We start from the raw sequence: 17,245 nt of genomic DNA, 5'->3' as shown, positions 1-17,245 counted from the left end.
CCACCACATGCTGTCACCTTCCAAAAATAATAAAGGTCATGAAAAATGAAAGGCAACTATCGCTGGAGAATCGCCGGACTGCTGTTTTTTGCCGGCATGCTCAATTACCTGGACCGCGCCGCCCTGTCGGTGGTGGCGCCGCTGTTGAAAACCGAGCTGCATATAGACGATGCCCAGATGGGCTTTATCTTCAGCAGTTTTTTCATCGGCTACTGCGCCCTGTGCTTTATCGGTGGTTGGGCTGCCGATACCTATGGCCCGAAAAAGGTCTTTGCCTGGGCTGCGGGCGTCTGGTCGCTGTTTTGTGGTTTGACGGCGATCATTACCGGGTACGTTCATCTGCTGATTTTTCGGGTGTTGTTCGGCATGGGCGAGGGGCCGATGGGCACCACCACCAACAAGGCGATCACCAACTGGTTCCCTCGGGAAGAGGCCGGGCGGGCGCTGGGTTTCACCAACTGCGGTCAGCCGCTGGGCGCCGCCCTGGCTGGGCCGATCGTCGGTCTGGTGGCTTTCAATTATGGCTGGCGAGTGTCGTTTGTGGTGATCGCCTTGTTGGGCGCGCTCTGGCTGCTGGCTTGGCTGTTGATGTTCAAGGACACGCCCGAGCAGCATCCCAAGGTGTCCGAGGCCGAGCGTGAGTTGATTCGTGTCAGCCGTGCCGAGGTGTTGATAGACGGGGTGCAGGAAGGCCGCAGCCTGCTCAGCTACATTTTCTCCGCGCCGGTGCTGGCCGTCGCGACCGCGTTTTTCTGCTTCAACTACGTGCTGTATTTCTTTCTGACTTGGCTGCCCAGCTATCTGATGGACTATCAGCATCTGGATATCAAGCACATGAGTATCATTGCCGTAATCCCCTGGTTGGGCGCGGCGTTGGGCTTTCTGGGGGGTGGTTTTGTCACCGATGCTTTGGCCAGGAAGCTGGGTAATGTCATCTTGGCGCGCAAGTGCGTATTGATTGTTGGCCTCGGGGTCGCGGCGGCTTGCGTGATGATCACCACCCAGGTCTCGTCGTTGAGCTTGGCGGTGACCTGCATCACGGTGTCGAGTGTTTTCCTGTTCGTCACGCCACAGATCTGCTGGGCGCTGATTCAGGACATCGTGCCGAAGAATCGGGTGGGTGGTACCGGTGGTTTTGTTCATTTGCTGGCCAACCTCGCGGGCATTATCGCGCCGTCGTTGACCGGCTTGGTGGTGCAGTATGGTGGCGGTTACAATGTCGCATTCGTGATCACCGCCGGTGTGTGCGGGTTGGGTATGCTGGTTGTCATCCTGGCGGTACGCGGGCATGCTCAGCCTGGTGTTGAGCGGCATCGCGCGAGTCCTTCGGTCGCATTGAAATAGCTCATTGCGGGCCAACGCCAGCAGGCTGTTGGCCGCCGTATTTCAGCGATTCCCCGCTGGCTTTTTGTTCCGTGGGCCTCGAGAAAACCATGTACTGAAAAAAGATTATCTAAATCAGTGCGTTATGGAATTTTTGTGGCATAATGCGCCCGCACCGAAACGAAAGGGTGATTAGCTCAGCCGGGAGAGCATCTGCCTTACAAGCAGAGGGTCGGCGGTTCGATCCCGTCATCACCCACCATTTCGCTTCAACGCTACGCGCAGCGGTAGTTCAGTCGGTTAGAATACCGGCCTGTCACGCCGGGGGTCGCGGGTTCGAGTCCCGTCCGCTGCGCCATCTTCAAGTGATCTGGAGCACTGAACGCCAGGTCATCACAGAAAGCCCGCCTTGTGCGGGCTTTTTGTCGTCTGGGGTTTGTAGAGGGCATCCGGCGAACACCATTTGTGGCGAGCGGGCTTGCCCGCGCTGGGCCGCGAAGCGGCCCCAAAACCGGCGAATCCGGTGCATCAGGTAAACCGAGATAGCCGGTTTTGCGACTGCTGCGCAGTCGAGCGCGGGCAAGCCCGCTCGCCACAGGGACGTGTCTGCAGGGAGGCTTTCATTGCTCGGCGTTGCGGCTATGCCGGTAATCGCTGACCGCGTCATACACCGCTTTACGCAGCCGGTTGATCCCACCAATCGGTCGGTGTGCCTCCAGCCCATGCCAGGGGCTGAACGACTGGTTGTCACAGGCGATGTTCTGTTCCAGCGTATCGAAGTCCTGGGCCGGAATCCGAATCCGCGCCACGGTCTGGAACGGCGCGTCGCTCTCCTTCCACTCGATGCTGGTGTCTTCGATCGGCATATACAAATGGGCGTTCTGCCGCTGGATCTGCAAGACGAAACAGGCCGGGACGCGGTCTGTGGATAACTGTTGGCCCAGGGCGCCGCGCAGGAAGTTCGGCAGGTCTTCATTCTGCTTCGGCAAGACATATTCCGGGCAGCTCTGCGGATCGGGAGCTACACGGAATTTGGCGTTGTCATTGCCGAACTTGTACGGCGAGACCGAGAAGTAAGTGGTCTGCGTCGGACTGACCGGCGCCGGGGCCAAGGTCGCCAGGGCAATAAACAGATGGCGTACCTGCCAGGTGGTCGGATTCCAGCTCGGGAAAAATGCCAGCACCTGCTTGCCGTCCGCCTGGGCCCCGATGTTCTGCTGGTACTCGGCGACGTCACTGACGAAAAAGTTCGGATGGCTGAACATCACGAAGTCCTGCTCATTGCGCCCCTGCTGCCCCGGTAGCAATTGCTTGCCCGGTACATCGAGCAATTTCAACGCCATGCCGCGGGCGTCACGAATACTGTCGAACTGCGGATAGGCGTTGCCATTGGACAGCCGGATCAGCGCCTGCCAGGTCTTGCCCGGTTCGGCAAAAACACCCTGGCGCAGATCGCTGCTCAGATCACTCGGCACCTGGACCTCGGCCTTCACACAGCCATGGGCCTTGGCATGGGCGTCGCGCAGGTAGCGGGTACCCTCGCGGTGCTGGTCGACGATACGTACCGCGGTCTGGATGATGTCCTGGGTCATCGCCGCCTCTCCGGGCGGTATCTGTTCCTCGGCGGACACCGGGCCGCTGTGGCGCCAGGCGTACCAGCCACTGGCCAGGGCCCAGCCGACCAGCCCGAGGCCGATCAGGATCAGCAGGCTCTTGCCCAGAAAGGCGCCGAGGCGCAGCCAGAGTCGGGTCAGCATGTGGACATCCTTTCAAGGTGGAGGCACGGGGTCATGGCAGTTGTTTCTCCAGCGGGCCGCCGAGCACCTTCAGGTACTCCAGCAGGGCCCAGCGTTCTTCGGGTTGCAGCAAACGACCGATAACGCCATTGCCGCGCTTGCCGGCGCGGAATTCGTGGCCGCTGTTGTGGTTGCCACTGATCCGGGTGTCGTAGAGGAAACCGTTGGCGAAGGCTTCCGGGCGATAACCCAGGTGGCGCGGGTCGTATTCGAAGGTGCCGCGATAGAAACTGCTGGCGCGCTCGTCCTGGGGCGAGAGCAACTGATACAGCGAAGGTACCGAACCGTTGTGCAGGAACGGCGGGGTGGCCCACGCGCCAGCCAGCGGCCGGGCTTTGTAGGCACGTTGTTCGAGCACGCCGATGGGCAGGCCGAAACCGTCCAGCGCCGGGCGCTCTTCAGGCGTGACCTTGGCTTCGCGGTAGGCGCGCTCTTCGACGAAGGCGGTGACGTAGGCCAGGCCCTTGGCCACCGACAGTTGCGTCATGTCCAGCGGCGCCTCGGGCGTGGGATGCAGATGGACCGGCAGTTTCGCCAGCTCGGCCGGGTTCCATTGCAGTGCGCTCAGGTCGTAACGATTGTCGGCGATGTTGTTGGCGGTATTGGGGTCGGTGCCAATCGCCGCGACCGGGATCGAGACCAGGTGTTGCACCGGACGATCGTTCTCCACGGTTACCGACGGCACATGGCAGCCGGCGCAGTTTTCCGCGAACAGCCCACGGCCTTTGGCCGCCAGCGCCAGGTCGACCTTACCGAACAGATCCTCCGGCCAACTGGGCGGCCGGAGGTGCTTGAGGGTGTCCTCGATCCGTTGCAGGTCACGCACGCGCACGCCGGAGGGGTAGCGCTCGGCACCTTGCAGCGGTTGGCCATTGGCGTCGAAAAAGTTCAGGGTCGCGCCGACGCCCAGCGCTTCGCCGATATTGCGCGCCATGGGTTGCTGGGCGGAGGCGGTCCACTGCACCCAGTCGAAGGTCCAGATGTCCCAGAGCTGCGGGTAATCCACCGGGGCATTGGCGACGCGGTAGTTTTTCTCGGAAATGGCATCGCCGAAGCTGGCATTGGCGATTCGCCCGAAGGCATCGGTGCGGCCGGGGCCTTCCTGGGTCGGATAGAGGCCACGATGGGTATCGTTCCAGGCCACCCGGAGGAAAGTGTCCAGTGACTTTTTGAAGTCCCCGCGCAACTGCTCGTACTGGGCGTCATAGTTGGCGCCGAGTACGTTGTGGGCAAAGCGCTTGAACTTCCAGGGGTTGTAATAGGTGGCGGCCAGGCTCGCCACCAGGGCCTGGCCGAAACTGCCGCCGCGGACCGTCGGCACGCTGGAGGGCAGCACATGCTGGGCCGAGCCACCGTCGATCCGCAGGGCCTGGCCTTTGTAGCGTAATTCGCCGGTATGGCAGGCCGCACAGGTGATGTCCAGGTACTGCTCGTTGCTACCGGGGTTCTGATGGCGAGCAAAACCCACCGGCAGGTTGCCGGGGTTGTTCGCCGTGGCCTGCCGGCCTGGATCGATCAGGAAGCCGAAGCGCGCCAGATACCCGGGCTCGGCAAAACGCTGTTCGGAAAACGGCAACTCCAGGGCCGTGAACCACTCATAACGCAGGCCTTTGACCTGGGTGCCCTGCGCTGTGTAGTAGTAGGTCTGGCGGTCGGCTTCGCTCCATTGCTCCAAGTAGCGCACCTGGGCCGGTACGTAAGTCGGCAATTTCGGATTGATGATGTAATACAGGATCACCGCGATGCCGAGGCAAAGCAGGAGAATCGCGGCCAGTAATACACGGTAAAAAATGCGCAAGATAACCATCCTTGTCGAGTTGTTTCCTTCTTATGCCTGAGCCGTTGCCTGGCATCAAGTAGCCATGATGGCCGTGACTGCTGGCTCGTGGCGCTTCGGCCGTGTCCGTGCAGACGTAAGCAGACTGTCAGGGTTTTGTAAAATGCCCAAAACACCTGAACTTATTGGCGATTTGCCCCTCTCATGCCGGTAGCCATTGGTCGTGGCGGCCTGATAAGCTCGCGGCTTTATACGATTGCCCTTTAGGCGCATGAACAAGGAAATAGCATGAAACAGCATCGGTTGGCGGCGGCGGTGGCCCTGGTTGGCCTGGTACTTGCGGGTTGCGACTCGCATTCCAGCGTAGAGCTGAAAACCCCGGCGCAAAAAGCTTCCTACGGTATCGGCCTGAACATGGGCAAGAGCCTGGCCCAGGAAGGCATGGATGACCTGGACTCCAAGGCCGTGGCCCAGGGCATCGAAGATGCCGTCGGCAAGAAACCACAGAAGCTCAAGGACGACGAACTGGTCGAAGCCTTTGCTGCTCTGCAGAAACGTGCTGAAGAGCGCATGGCCAAGCTGAGCGAAGAGTCGGCGGCCGCCGGCAAGAAATTCCTCGAAGAAAACGCCAAGAAGCCAGGTGTCGTGACCACCGCTTCGGGCTTGCAGTATGAAGTCGTCAAGAAAGCCGACGGTCCCCAGCCCAAGCCGACCGACGTAGTGACCGTTCACTACACCGGCAAGCTGACCAATGGCACCACCTTCGACAGCTCCGTGGAGCGCGGCAGCCCGATCGACCTGCCGGTCAGCGGTGTGATTCCAGGTTGGGTCGAAGGCCTGCAACTGATGCACGTTGGCGAGAAGTACAAGCTGTACATCCCGAGTGACCTGGCCTACGGCGCACAAAGCCCAAGCCCGGCGATCCCGGCCAACTCGGTCCTGGTCTTCGACCTGGAACTGCTGGCCATCAAGGATCCAGCCAAGGCAGACGCCACCAAGTAAGGCGCGCGCTCAATGACAACGCCCCGTTATCGGGGCGTTGTCGTTTCTATGGGGTGTAAGCTGTAAGAAAACGAACATATGTAGGTAGGTATAGTCTTAATATTCAGCTAATCGACCTAATCGTAGACTGCTGCCAAGTCAATGAAATTATGGCTTTTTTTCAGTGAGTAAAAAACGCCCGATCTGAGCTGGGCCCTTGTAAAGCGGGGCTTTCAGCGTTGAAAAGTGGCTCTGTTCACAAGGTTATCCACAATTTGTGTGGATAACCTCGCGCGGCGGCTGAGTGGAGTAATAATGAAAGCACCCTGGAATTTCGCGCGCTTCCTGCCCTTGGCACAACGTGTGCTGCTGCGGGGGCGTCTGCCCACGCTGCTGTTCGCCGTGGCGAGCAAGAGCGCGCATCAAGGCGGCCGGCTGGGCAAGCTCAAGGAGGACCTGAAACTGTTGCAGGTCCTGTGCCTGGCTTATTGGCGCGGTGAGTATCGGGCCATCAGCGTCAAGTCGATGATCACCGTGGTGGCGGGCTTGATGTATTTCCTCAGCCCGATCGACGCCATTCCCGATTTCATCCCTGTGTTCGGCATGCTCGACGACATTGCGGTACTGGCCTGGGTGATGAATACCCTGGACCAGGAGTTGAATGCCTTCCGCGCCTGGCTCGAACGTCAGGCGCCTGAACAGCTGCGGGCAATTGAACACTTGCCGGATACCCCCGAGCAGTTGCAACTGCAACACAACAAAAAGGACTGATCCCACCGTTCCGTTGAACAACAGACTCACTAGCGACCTTGGCGGCTGTTAAGATTAAGCTACAAGGAAAGCGCCGACTCGCTATGTGTAAAAGTCCTACGGGGTGTGGTAATGGATCTTCAAATAATTACACGTGACGGAGAACCGGAATATGCGGTTCTACCTTGGGCTCAATACCAGTCCTTGCTCAAGGCCGCCGGCCTGAGCCGCCAGCAACCTATATCATCTCCCGCCGCCAGCCCGCCGCCGTCGACCGCCGAGCTGCCGGCCTTCGATCAGTTGCGCAGCCTGCGCGAAGCCAAGGGCCTGGCCCTGGAGAGCCTGGCGCGTACAGTGGGCATCAGTCCTTCGTACCTGGGGTTGATCGAAAGCGGCGAACGCGAGCCTGACGCCGCGATTCGCCGTAGCCTGGCCTGGGAGCTGGGGGTTACCGGCTGGAGGGATGCATCGTGAGCGTGCGTATCAGTCGTCAGCATTGGGATGGGTTGCTGGGTGAACTCGACCAGGCGCGTCGCCAGCGTCATCTGTTGACTTATCGTGCGTTGTTGGAGCGCTTGCAGTTGCCCAGCCCGGCCATGCAAACCCTGACCGCGGCGCTGGAGCACCTGGCGGCCCTGGATGCCAAGGCCGAACAACCGCTGCGCAGTTCTCTGGTGATCAGCCAGGGCGCCAGTCGCTTGCCACGGACGGGGTTCTTCGAGTGTGTCGAGCGCCTCGGGCGCTTTTCCGGCCCGTCCGACGGCGTGGCGGCGGCGTCCTGGCATGCTTCGGAAGTGGTGCGGGTGTTCGAGTACGATTACCCCGAGTCGGCCGAGGCCTGAGACGCCTCATTGCTGGAATGGGATCTTGAAAACACGGCGAAACTGTAGGGGCGCTTGTCGGATCGCCGCACCGCCGCGAAGTTTCTGGCGGGCTGGAGGGCCTCTTCGCGAGCAAGCTCTGCTCCTACAGTTTGGTGTCGAACACAAATTTCGTATACGACATCGACTTGTAGGAGCAGAGCTTGCTCGCGAAGAGGCCCGCAAGATCGCTAAAAGCTTCGCGGCGATCCGACAAACTCTGCTCCTACAGATTAGGTGGCGTATTCGAGATCAGGCGCTGTCTTCGAGCGGGTTGAGTTCATGGCTGTCGAGCACATGAATGCTGTAGCCCGGCACATTCTTCGCGTGATGCTTGGCCTGGGAAGCCAGCTCGGCCAACTGCGCGGCATCCATCAGCGCGCAGGATTCAGGCTTCAGGTGCACCACGCCGATGGACAGTGACAACAACGGAAACTCCTGGCGCTGGCCCTGCCGGTTCGAGGCGATGAAGCAGCCGGCCTCCAGGTGCTCGGCGCGGTAGAAGCGCCGGCACTGGTTCTGGAAGTCCTCCTGCAACTGGTTCAGGCGCTTGCGCCAATCTCCCTCGCCCAGCACCAGCAGGAAGTCGTCGCCGCCGATGTGCCCGACGAAATCCCGGCTCGGGTCGACGCGATCGTTCAGGCATTGCGCCAGGCACAGCAGTACCTCATCGCCGCGGCCATAACCGTAGATATCGTTGAACGGCTTGAAGCTGTCGATATCCACGTAGCAGATCACCGACTCCCGGGCCTGTTGCAGCAGCCGCGTCAGGCATTGCTGGATCGGCACGTTGCCCGGTAGCAAGGTCAGCGGATTGGCATAGCGGGCTTGCTGGATTTTCAGTTCGGTAATCAGTTTCAGCACGTCGATGACCCGCCCCAGACCCAGGTATTGGCCATGCTGGGTGATGATGAAATCCTCTTCGATGCGCTGCCGGGCCCGGCTGGTGAGCAAGCGGCTGACCTGTTGCAAGGACTGGCTCAACTCCACCGCGAGGAAGTCATCGCTCATCAGCCGGCTGATCGGCTTACGGGCGAAGAGGTCGGTGGCAAAGGGCTTGAGCAGGACGTCCGAGAGCGAATGGCGGTGGACGATGCCGCAAGGGTGGCAGTGCTCGTCGAGGACGGCCAGGGAGTTGAGGTTGGCCTGGCGGCGGAAAGCTTCCAGCACGGCCGCCGTGGGGGTGCCCAGGGCGACCGCCGGTTGTTCGTTGAGCAGGGCGCTGAGGTCGCTGGCGTCTTCGTTGAGGGCCATCGAGGTGGTTTCGAGCTTGGGCAGGAGTGCGCGGGCCTCCCGTGGCGGATGTTCCTGGGGGCGGCAGAGCAGATAGCCCTGGATCAGGTCGACGCCCATTTCCGTGAGCACCGCCAGTTCCTCTGGCAGTTCGATGCCTTCGGCGATCACCAGGGCCCGGGAGGCCTTGGCGATTTGCAGGATGGAACCGACGAATTCGCGCTTGAGTCCGTCCTGGTGGATGCCGTCGATAAAGTGCCGGTCGATCTTCACATAGTCCGGGCGCAGTTCCGACCACAGGCGCAAGCTGGAGTAGCCGGCCCCCAGATCGTCCAGGGCGATGGAGAAGCCCATGGCGCGATAGTGGTGCAGGGCGTTTTGCAGCAGTTGGAAGTCGTCGGTCGGGGTCTGCTCGGTAAGTTCGATCACCACATTGCTGGGATCGATGCCGAAGTCCTGCAACAGTTTCAGCGTGCGCCCGGGCTGGTGGCTTGGCTCCAGCAAGGATTCCGGCGAGACGTTGAGAAAGAGTTTGCCCGGTAGTTTCTGTTCGCTGAAGCGTCGACAGGCGCTGAGGCGGCAGAGCATTTCCAGTTCGCTGAGGCGGCCGGCCTGGCGGGCCACGGCAAACAGATTGATCGGCGAGTGCAATGGACTGTTGGACGGTCCGCGGCTGAGCGCCTCATAGCCGATAATCCGTCGTTCGGACAGTGAGATGATCGGTTGGAACAAGCTGTGCAGACCATTCTGAGCCAGGATTGAACTCAAGGCGTTCAGCTGTTCGGTCATGGTCATGGCTGTCTCGATCGATAAAAAAAGGACCGGGTGCCACCCTTGCTATAAGAGCAGTGCCCAGTCCTTTATTTCACGACAGAATGATGACTGTTTGATGACGCTCAGAAACAGCCTTACATTAAATTGCCATCATCTTCAGTGTTTCGCGATCGCCGTGTTCAACCGCAGGTAGTCCAGCAGAATACGCCCGGTCTCACTCAGGTAGGCGTCGTCTTCGGGCTTGGTTTTCTTGTCCGGGTCCGCCGGCAAGGCGTCCTCGTCCTCTTTCTTCAGTTCCTTGAGTGGGTCTTCGCCCTTGGCCTTGCGACGGGCGTTCTCCATGGCCAACTGCTTGGCGTCGATATCGGTGCGCTGGGCACGACGCTCGGCCTCGTTCAGGCTCACGGTTTTTTCCTTCATCAGCTTCTCGGCCAGGGCCAGTTTGTCGCGAATGAAGATGAACTCCGCATCTTTCGAGGCGCGAGCCTCGTGGTCAGCCTTGAGCTGGGCCAGGAACGGTTTGAACGGATCCATTGCCGGCCTGATCGAAGGACGGATGGTGTCCCACGGCATGGCTTCCGGCAGCGCGCTCTCGCCGATTTCCTTGGTGTCGATGATCGACGGGAAATCCACGTCCGGCAATACGCCCTGGTGTTGGGTACTCTGCCCGGAAACCCGGTAGAACTTCGCCAGGGTCAGTTTCAGCTCGCCATGGTTGAGCGGCTGGATGGTCTGCACGGTGCCTTTGCCGAAGGTCTGGCCACCAATGATCAGGGCGCGGTGATAGTCCTGCATGGCGCCAGCGAAGATCTCCGAGGCCGAGGCGGACAAGCGGTTGACCAGCAGCGCCATCGGGCCTTTGTAGAAGGCACCGGGATTTTCGTCTTCCAGCACATCGACCTTGCCTTCGGCGTTACGCACCAGCACGGTCGGGCCCTTGTCGATAAACAGGCTGGTCAGTTCGGTGGCTTCCTGCAGGGAACCGCCGCCGTTGTTGCGCAGGTCGATGACCACGCCGTCGACGCTTTCCTTCTGCAGTTCGCCCAGCAGTTTCTTGACGTCGCGGGTGGTGCTCTTGTAGTTCGGATCGCCGGCGCGGAACGCCTTGAAGTCCAGGTAGAAGGCCGGGATATCGATAACCCCCAGCTTGTAATCCTTGCCATCCTGCTTGATGTGCAGGATCGACTTGCTCGCCGCCTGGTCTTCCAGCTTCACCGATTCGCGGGTGATGGAGACGATCTTGCTGGTCTGGTCGTTCGGTGCATTGCTCGCCGGAATCACTTCCAGGCGCACCACCGAGCCTTTCGGACCGCGGATCAGCTTGACCACTTCGTCCAGGCGCCAGCCGATCACGTCGACCATTTCCTTGTCGCCCTGGGCGACACCGATGATCTTGTCGGCCGGGGCGACCTGCTTGGTCTTGTCCGCCGGGCCGGACGGCACCAGGCGCACGACCTTGACCTGGTCATTGTCGCTTTGCAGCACGGCGCCGATACCTTCCAGGGACAGGCTCATGTTGATGTCGAAGTTTTCCGCGCTATCGGGTGACAGATAGTTGGTGTGCGGGTCGTAGGACATCGCAAAGGTATTGATGTAGGCCTGGAAGATATCTTCGGAACGGGTCTGGTCCAGGCGCGCCAGCTGATTCTTGTAGCGCTTGGTCAGCAGGTCCTGGATCGCCTTGGGATCCTTGCCGGCGATTTTCAGGCGCAGCACTTCGTCCTTGACGCGTTTGCGCCACAGGTCGTCGAGCTCGGCGGTGGTCTTCAGCCACGGAGCGTCCTTGCGATCGATCAGCAAGGATTCCTGGGTGGTGAAGTCGATCTTGTCGACGCCCTTGTTCAGCTCGGCAAGGGTGAAGTCCAGACGCGACTTGACCCGGTCCAGGTATCGTTTATAGATGGTGAACCCTGCATTCAGGTCGCCGCTCTTGAGGAAATCGTCAAACTGGGTTTTCCATTTGTCGAATTCGGCGATGTCACTGGCCAGGAAATAACTGCGCGACGGGTCGAGCAGCTTGAGATAGCTCTCGTAGATGATCACCGAGCGCGCGTCGTCCAGCGGCGGCTTGCTGTAGTGATTACGCTTGAGCAACTCGACGACGTTCAGGCTGGCAATCACCTCGTCGCGGTCTGGCTGAAGATTGTCCCAGCTATTGGCTGCGAACGTATTGGCCGACAGCGCGGAAAAGCCAAGGCCAATGAAAAGAGCAAGTGCGGTGCTGGGGAACAAATGCTTCATGCTGATTCGACGCGGGGGCAATTGATAACGCATATTAGGCCGTCTTTAAAGTCGCCGGTTCCGTGGGGCCGTGTACCAAAACCGCGTTTGCGAGTTTTCGTGCAAGCCTCGGGCCGGTCGCATAATGCAAAAAGCCCGGTGCTACAGCTACGGGCTCAGTCCAGACTCACTATGGAGGCACTGTGAAAGCATTGCAAGGCGTTGAAGGTCAAGTGGAGTGGGTTGAAGAGCCAAGTCCGGCCTGCGATGTGGGGCAGGTACGGATCCGGGTGGCGGCAGCGGGGCTCAATCGTGCCGATCTGTTGCAGAAAGCCGGGCTCTATCCGCCGCCGCCGGGGGCCAGCCAGGTATTGGGCCTTGAGTGTTCCGGGGTGATCAGCGAAGTCGGGCCAGGGGTGTCCTGGCAGGTTGGCGATCGTGTTTGTGCGCTGCTGGCTGGTGGTGGCATGGCCGAGGAAGTGGTCGTCGACGGACGGCATGTGCTGCCGGTGCCGGAGGGCCTGAGCCTGGCTGAAGCCGCCGCGTTGCCTGAGGTCTACGCCACGGCGTGGCTGAATCTGTTCCAGTTGGCGGGGCTCAAGCCCGGTGAAAAAGTGTTGCTGCATGCCGGTGCCAGTGGTGTCGGTTCGGCGGCGATCCAACTGTGCAAGGCCTTTGGCAATCCCTGCTGGGTCAGTGTCGGTTCGGCTCAGCGGCTGGCCTATTGCGAGGCGTTGGGGGCCCAGGGTGGGGTGGTGCGGGGTGACGATATCGAGGGGTTGAGCGACTTCGGGCCCTTCGATGTGATCCTCGATCCGGTGGGGGCGAACTACGCCGCGCTGAACGTGAAACTTTTGTCAGCTGACGGACGGTGGGTGCTGATCGGCCTGATGGGCGGTCGGGAAACCCAGTTGGACCTGGCCAGGATCCTCGCCAAACGGATCCAGTTGCTCGGTTCGACCTTGCGCAGTCGCGATGATCAGTTCAAGGCCGATCTGCTACGGGATCTGGGTGAGCATGTCTGGCCGTTGTTCGCCGAGAAGCGCCTGAGCCCGCAGTTGTCCGCGACCTTCCCGATCAGGGATGCCGAGGCGGCGTTCGAGGCGTTGGCGAGCAACCAGGTGGCAGGCAAGCTGGTGCTGGTGATCGACGAAACGCTGGTGTGAGCCGCTGCCGTTCGGCGATGGGGAGGCCGTGGGAGCTGAGCTTGATGGATAAGCAGTGGGAGTAGAGCTTGAGGGATAGACTGTGGGAGCGGAGCTTGCCCGCGAAGCTCTTAGCGATCTCGCGAGCCCCTTCGCGGGCAAGCTCCGCTCCCACGCAAGCCCGCTTTCGCAAGGGGCGCCTATTTCCAGTGATGGATCAGCCAGCCGGCCTTTTCCGCCTGCTCGCGCAGCACCGGGTCAGGGTTGACCACATGGGGGTAATCCACCTTGAGCAGCAACGGCAGGTCGTTGCGTGAGTCCGAGTAGAAACTCGCGCCTTCCAGGTTCTCGCCTTCGGCATCCAGCCACTCCAACAAGCGCGCGATCTTGCCTTCGCGGTAGGTGAGGGTGCCGACGGTATGACCGGTATAAACGCCGTGCAGCACGTCCAGGTCGATGCCCAGCACCTCGTCGATGCCGACGCGCTCGGCGATGGCCTTGACCAGGTGAATGCCGGACGCCGAGATCACCAGGATCCGATCACCCGCCGCGCGGTGGGCGGCAATCGCCTTGCACGCATCGCTGTAGATCAGTGGCTCGATCACGTCCTCGACCCAGGGCTCCACCAGGTGGGCGATTTCTTCCGGGGTACGCCCGGCCATCGGTTCGAGGCTGAACAGCATGTAGTCTTCCATGGCCAGTTCGCCTCGGCTGTAAGCGTCCATCAGTTCGTTGTTGCGCTGCATGAACGACTCCGGATCGACCCAACCCAGGCGCCCCATCTGTTCGCTCCAGAGGGTGGCGCAGTCGCCGTGGATCAGGGTGTCGTCCAGATCAAAAATTGCCAGGGCCATCAGTACAGCTCTCTCTTCAAACGCTCCAAGGACATCAGGCTACCTCACACAGGGCACTGGGATCGATAGACAGCGACAAACGCCGGCCTTCGGGATGCAGATCGGCGGCCGAGCGGTTGAGCACGTCCACCACCAGTTCCACGCCCCGGGCCTCGACCCGATAGCGAATGACGTTACCCAGCAAACTGTGCCCGCGGATCAGCGCATCCAGTTCGCCCTCGGCCCGCAACTCGATGGCTTCCGGACGAATGGCGATACGGCTGTTGATCGGTCGTTGCAACAGGCGGCTGGCCGCGTCGGCATCGAGCAGGTTGTAGTTGCCGATGAAGCCGGCGGCAAACACGTCCACCGGCGCGGTGTAGAGCGATTCGGCGTCGCCGCTCTGGACGATCTTGCCCTGGTTCATCAGGAAGATCCGGTCACTCATGGTCAGGGCTTCCTCCTGGTCGTGGGTGACGAAAATCGTGGTCAGTCCCAACTCGCGCTGGATCGCCCGGATCTGCTCGCGCAGGTGTTTGCGAATCCGCGCATCCAGGGCCGACAGCGGCTCATCGAGCAGCAGCAGGCGCGGGCGGGTGACCAGTGAACGGGCCAGGGCCACGCGCTGGCATTGGCCGCCGGACAGCTGGTGCGGATAGCGCGCGGCGAAGTCGTGCAGCTCCACCAGCTTGAGGGCTTCGATCACCCGCTTGTGGCTGTCGTCGGGATTGACCTTTTGCATCTTCAGGCCAAAGGCGACGTTTTGCTCCACGGTCATGTTGGGAAACAGCGCGTAGCTTTGGAACACCATGCCGATCGCGCGTTTCTGTGGACTCAGCGGGACGATATCCTGGCTGTCGAGGAGGATCTTGCCGCTGTCCACCGGGGTCAGGCCGGCGATGCAACGCAGCAGCGTGGACTTGCCGCAACCGGACGGGCCGAGCAGGGTGACGAACTCACCCTTGGCGATTTCGCAGTTGATGTCGCTGAACACCGTGGTGCCGGCATAGGTCTTTTTCAGGTTCTGGACACTGATGAAGCTCATTGGCTCTTGTCCTTGTTCAAGTGGTTGGCGACCCAGGTGAGCACCAGCACGAAGAGGAAATAGGAGATCACCAGCGCACTGGTGAAGTGGCCGCTGCTATTGCGCATGTTGTTCAGGTACACCTGCAGGGTTTCATAGCGGGTACCGACCAGGATGTTGGCGAACACGAACTCGCCGAACAGGAAGGAGAACGACAGCAGCAACGCGACCATCAGGCCCTTGCGCAGGTTCGGCAGCACCACCAGGAAGGCCGCCTGCCAGGTGCTGGCGCCGAGCAGGTGGGCGGCGTCCATCAGGTCGCGCAGGTTGATCGCCTGCAGGTTGTTGGTGATGGCCCGATACATGAACGGCAAGGCCACGGTGAAGTAGCAGCCGATCAGGATCCACGGTGTGCCGACCATGGCGAATGGCCCGGAACCGTACAACTGCAACAGCCCCACCGAGGACACCACCGGCGGCACCGCGAAGGGCAGCAGGATCAGGATGTTCATCAGCGCGTCGAGCTTGGGGAAGTGGTAGTGCACCACGAACAGCAACGGCAGGATCAACACCACCGACAACACCAGCGAACCGACGCAGACGATCAGCGACTGGCCGAAAGCATTGAGGAAGCGTGGATCGCTCCACAGTTGCAGGTACCACTTGAAGGTGAAACCGCTGGGCAGGATGGTCGCCGACCAACTGCTGGCAATCGAATACACCAGGGTACCGGCCAGCGGTAGCAGCAGGATCAGGAACAACAGGTAGACCACCACGCGGTGGTACAAGACGGCGGAGCCAGGTTCAGCGCGCGACATGGTAGCTCCTCTTCAACAGCCACTGGTGGATCACGGTCACGAAGGTCATCAGTCCCACCAGCACCACCGCCAGCGCGCTGGCCATGTTCGGGTCGAGGCTGATGTCGCCGGAGACCATGGCGGCGATACGGATCGGCAGCACGTTGAAGTTGCCGGTGGTCAAGGCATACACCGTGGCGTAGGCGCCGAGGGCGTTGGCCAGCAGGATCACGAAAGTGCCCAGCAGCGCCGGGGTCAGCACCGGCAGACCGATATGCCGCCAGAACTGCCAGCTGTCGGCGCCGAGCAGCGCGGCGGACTCGCGCCAGTCTTCGCGCAGGGCGTCGAAGGCCGGGTAGAGCAGCAGCACGCCGAGGGGAATCTGGAAGTAGGTGTAGAGGATGATCAAGCCGGTTTTCGAGTACAGGTTGAAATCCTGAATGATCCCGGCCTGTTTCAGCATGATGGTGATGGTGCCGTTGAAGCCCAGCAGGATGATGAACGCGAAGGCCAATGGCACGCCGGCGAAGTTGCTGGTCATGTTGGCGAAGGCGTTGACGAAATCCCGCAGGCGCGAGTCGACCCGCCGCAGCGAATAAGCACCGAGCACCGCGATCAGCATGCCGAACACGCTCGACCAGAAGCTGATTTCCAGACTGTACTGGATCGCCTGCAAGTAGAACTTCGAGCTGAAGATCTTGCTGAAGTTGGCCACGCCCCAGCCGTTTTCTTCCGATTGCAGGCTGTTGATCAGCACCCACGCCAGCGGCGCGATCTCGAACACGATAAAGAACAGGGCAAAGGGCACCAGGCAGAGCACGGCGAGCCATTTGCCTCGGGTGAGTGAATTCACTTCAACAACTCCCGGCATACAGGTTTGTCATGGGGGACGCCCAGCAACTCGCAGATCGTGCCGCAGAGCTGCGTCTGCCGGGGCGTGGCGTCGGGATTGAAACTGAAGGCGTCGCCGAGGACGAACAGCGGCACTTCGCGTTCCTCGGCGAGCAGGCCGTTGTGCGAGCGGTCGTTGTTCATGCCGTGGTCGGCGGTCACCAGTACCTGGTAGCCGGCATCGAGCCAGGTTTGCAGGTAGTCGGCCAGGAGGATGTCGGCCGAACGCGCGCTGTTGCGGTATTGCGCGCTGTCGAGGCCGTGTTTGTGGCCGGCGTCGTCGATGTTCATCGGGTGCACCAGCAGGAAGTTCGGCGCGTGTTGCAGGCGCAGGCTTTCGGCGTCGGCGAACAGATGGGAGTCGGGGTAGTGGTCGACCCAGTAGAAATGGCCGTGCTGGATCGCCAGCGTTTCATCCCGGGTATGCCGGTCGCGGGCGGCGACGAAGGGCGAGCGGTTGTAGAGTTCGCTGACCCAGTGATAGGCCGCCGCGGCGGTGCGCAGGCCGGCGTCGCGGGCGTAATGGAACACGCTGCGCTGGTTGGACAGGCGCGAAACGTGGTTGTGCACGATGCCGCTGCGGATCGGAGCCACACCGGTAAGAATGCATTCGTAGAGCGGTCTTGATAGCGAGGGCAACTCGCATTCCAGTTTGTACAGCGCCGCGCGTCCTGCGCCTGCATAGGCCTGGAGATGGCCCATGGCATGCCGGGCGACCTCATGGTTCAGGCCATCGAGCACGACCAGGATAACGTTGTGCTGCATAAGCCGGGCCTCATCATAAAAGGAACAGCATCCCTCCTGTAGGAGCGAGCTTGCTCGCGATGGTGGTCAGGGCGCC

General features: G+C 61.0%; 15 protein-coding genes and 2 tRNA genes. 8 read left to right on the top strand and 9 right to left on the bottom strand.

The features are described 5' to 3' along the window. The first annotated feature begins 45 nt into the window (after positions 1-45). The 3 genes from PFEN_RS01205 to PFEN_RS01195 all read left to right on the top strand — a co-directional run bounded on the left by PFEN_RS01205 (position 46) and on the right by PFEN_RS01195 (position 1,681). Positions 46-1,344 carry an MFS transporter gene (locus tag PFEN_RS01205; protein ID WP_191485220.1) on the top strand — a complete coding sequence of 433 codons (1,299 nt, stop codon included), beginning with the start codon at positions 46-48 and terminating at the stop codon, positions 1,342-1,344. Positions 1,345-1,509: 165 nt separating this feature from the next. Beyond that, positions 1,510-1,585 (top strand) — tRNA-Val (locus PFEN_RS01200). A gap of 19 nt (positions 1,586-1,604) precedes the next feature. After that, a tRNA-Asp gene (locus tag PFEN_RS01195) sits at positions 1,605-1,681 on the top strand. Between the two features lie 262 nt (positions 1,682-1,943). Here the strand turns inward: PFEN_RS01195 and PFEN_RS01190 are convergent. Together PFEN_RS01190 and PFEN_RS01185 are read right to left on the bottom strand one after the other, a co-directional pair. Continuing rightward, positions 1,944-3,080 carry a catalase family protein gene (locus tag PFEN_RS01190; RefSeq protein WP_191485219.1) on the bottom strand — a complete coding sequence of 379 codons (1,137 nt, stop codon included), beginning with the start codon at positions 3,078-3,080 and terminating at the stop codon, positions 1,944-1,946. A 31-nt stretch (positions 3,081-3,111) separates the two neighbouring features. Next, positions 3,112-4,926, bottom strand: coding sequence for a di-heme-cytochrome C peroxidase (locus PFEN_RS01185; RefSeq protein WP_412071370.1), 1,815 nt, complete (start codon positions 4,924-4,926; stop codon positions 3,112-3,114). A gap of 258 nt (positions 4,927-5,184) precedes the next feature. Between PFEN_RS01185 and PFEN_RS01180 the strand changes: the two genes are divergently transcribed. The 4 genes from PFEN_RS01180 (at position 5,185) to PFEN_RS01165 (ending at position 7,469) form a co-directional block, all read left to right on the top strand. After that, positions 5,185-5,898: an FKBP-type peptidyl-prolyl cis-trans isomerase gene (locus PFEN_RS01180; RefSeq protein ID WP_191485217.1), complete on the top strand. Its 714-nt coding sequence runs from the start codon at positions 5,185-5,187 to the stop codon at positions 5,896-5,898. Positions 5,899-6,192: 294 nt separating this feature from the next. Continuing rightward, a complete protein-coding gene (locus tag PFEN_RS01175; protein WP_191485216.1) occupies positions 6,193-6,648 on the top strand; it encodes a YkvA family protein in 456 nt (151 codons plus the stop codon). Positions 6,649-6,759: 111 nt separating this feature from the next. Further along, positions 6,760-7,101 (top strand): helix-turn-helix domain-containing protein, encoded by a 342-nt coding sequence (locus tag PFEN_RS01170; protein ID WP_191485215.1) that lies wholly within the window; start codon positions 6,760-6,762, stop codon positions 7,099-7,101. Then, positions 7,098-7,469 (top strand): hypothetical protein, encoded by a 372-nt coding sequence (locus PFEN_RS01165; RefSeq protein ID WP_040065236.1) that lies wholly within the window; start codon positions 7,098-7,100, stop codon positions 7,467-7,469. The genes PFEN_RS01170 and PFEN_RS01165 overlap by 4 nt, the downstream gene beginning before the upstream one ends. Positions 7,470-7,739: 270 nt before the next feature. Here PFEN_RS01165 and PFEN_RS01160 read toward each other — a convergent pair whose 3' ends face one another. Continuing rightward, a complete protein-coding gene (locus PFEN_RS01160; RefSeq protein ID WP_191485214.1) occupies positions 7,740-9,515 on the bottom strand; it encodes a bifunctional diguanylate cyclase/phosphodiesterase in 1,776 nt (591 codons plus the stop codon). Between the two features lie 135 nt (positions 9,516-9,650). Next, the gene (locus tag PFEN_RS01155) at positions 9,651-11,735 is read right to left on the bottom strand and encodes a carboxy terminal-processing peptidase (protein WP_191485213.1); all 2,085 of its coding nucleotides are present in this window, start codon (positions 11,733-11,735) and stop codon (positions 9,651-9,653) included. Between the two features lie 182 nt (positions 11,736-11,917). Here PFEN_RS01155 and PFEN_RS01150 point away from each other — a divergent pair, with 182 nt between their 5' ends. Beyond that, positions 11,918-12,880, top strand: coding sequence for an NAD(P)H-quinone oxidoreductase (locus PFEN_RS01150; protein WP_191485212.1), 963 nt, complete (start codon positions 11,918-11,920; stop codon positions 12,878-12,880). A gap of 179 nt (positions 12,881-13,059) precedes the next feature. On the opposite strand, the gene PFEN_RS01145 is transcribed toward PFEN_RS01150, so the two are convergent. The 5 genes from PFEN_RS01145 to PFEN_RS01125 are packed head-to-tail and all read right to left on the bottom strand — an operon-like array spanning position 13,060 to position 17,169. Beyond that, positions 13,060-13,713, bottom strand: a complete 654-nt coding sequence (locus PFEN_RS01145; protein WP_191485211.1) for an HAD family hydrolase — start codon at positions 13,711-13,713, stop codon at positions 13,060-13,062. A 34-nt stretch (positions 13,714-13,747) separates the two neighbouring features. Next, entirely contained in the window at positions 13,748-14,737 is a 990-nt protein-coding gene (locus tag PFEN_RS01140) for an ABC transporter ATP-binding protein (protein WP_191485210.1), read from the bottom strand. Continuing rightward, positions 14,734-15,534 carry an ABC transporter permease gene (locus tag PFEN_RS01135; protein WP_191485209.1) on the bottom strand — a complete coding sequence of 267 codons (801 nt, stop codon included), beginning with the start codon at positions 15,532-15,534 and terminating at the stop codon, positions 14,734-14,736. The genes PFEN_RS01140 and PFEN_RS01135 overlap by 4 nt, the downstream gene beginning before the upstream one ends. Then, positions 15,521-16,384: an ABC transporter permease gene (locus PFEN_RS01130; protein ID WP_191485208.1), complete on the bottom strand. Its 864-nt coding sequence runs from the start codon at positions 16,382-16,384 to the stop codon at positions 15,521-15,523. Before PFEN_RS01130 ends, PFEN_RS01135 begins: the two co-directional genes overlap by 14 nt. Continuing rightward, complete coding sequence (locus PFEN_RS01125; RefSeq protein ID WP_191485207.1) at positions 16,363-17,169, bottom strand: alkaline phosphatase family protein; 807 nt, start codon at positions 17,167-17,169, stop codon at positions 16,363-16,365. Before PFEN_RS01125 ends, PFEN_RS01130 begins: the two co-directional genes overlap by 22 nt. Between the last annotated feature and the right edge of the window lie 76 nt (positions 17,170-17,245).

Origin of the sequence: Pseudomonas sp. FEN (assembly GCF_904067045.1) — a bacterium.
In the GTDB taxonomy this organism is placed as follows: Bacteria; Pseudomonadota; Gammaproteobacteria; order Pseudomonadales; family Pseudomonadaceae; genus Aquipseudomonas.
This window is presented reverse-complemented; position numbering and strand designations above follow the sequence as displayed.

Coding starts and splice junctions, on each gene's coding strand:
- PFEN_RS01205 (WP_191485220.1), top strand. CDS start 46: ATGAAAGGCAACTATCGCTGGAGAATCGCCGGACTGCTGTTTTTTGCC.
- PFEN_RS01190 (WP_191485219.1), bottom strand. CDS start 3,080: ATGCTGACCCGACTCTGGCTGCGCCTCGGCGCCTTTCTGGGCAAGAGC.
- PFEN_RS01185 (WP_412071370.1), bottom strand. CDS start 4,926: ATGGTTATCTTGCGCATTTTTTACCGTGTATTACTGGCCGCGATTCTC.
- PFEN_RS01180 (WP_191485217.1), top strand. CDS start 5,185: ATGAAACAGCATCGGTTGGCGGCGGCGGTGGCCCTGGTTGGCCTGGTA.
- PFEN_RS01175 (WP_191485216.1), top strand. CDS start 6,193: ATGAAAGCACCCTGGAATTTCGCGCGCTTCCTGCCCTTGGCACAACGT.
- PFEN_RS01170 (WP_191485215.1), top strand. CDS start 6,760: ATGGATCTTCAAATAATTACACGTGACGGAGAACCGGAATATGCGGTT.
- PFEN_RS01160 (WP_191485214.1), bottom strand. CDS start 9,515: ATGACCATGACCGAACAGCTGAACGCCTTGAGTTCAATCCTGGCTCAG.
- PFEN_RS01155 (WP_191485213.1), bottom strand. CDS start 11,735: ATGAAGCATTTGTTCCCCAGCACCGCACTTGCTCTTTTCATTGGCCTT.
- PFEN_RS01145 (WP_191485211.1), bottom strand. CDS start 13,713: ATGGCCCTGGCAATTTTTGATCTGGACGACACCCTGATCCACGGCGAC.
- PFEN_RS01140 (WP_191485210.1), bottom strand. CDS start 14,737: ATGAGCTTCATCAGTGTCCAGAACCTGAAAAAGACCTATGCCGGCACC.
- PFEN_RS01135 (WP_191485209.1), bottom strand. CDS start 15,534: ATGTCGCGCGCTGAACCTGGCTCCGCCGTCTTGTACCACCGCGTGGTG.
- PFEN_RS01130 (WP_191485208.1), bottom strand. CDS start 16,384: ATGCCGGGAGTTGTTGAAGTGAATTCACTCACCCGAGGCAAATGGCTC.
- PFEN_RS01125 (WP_191485207.1), bottom strand. CDS start 17,169: ATGCAGCACAACGTTATCCTGGTCGTGCTCGATGGCCTGAACCATGAG.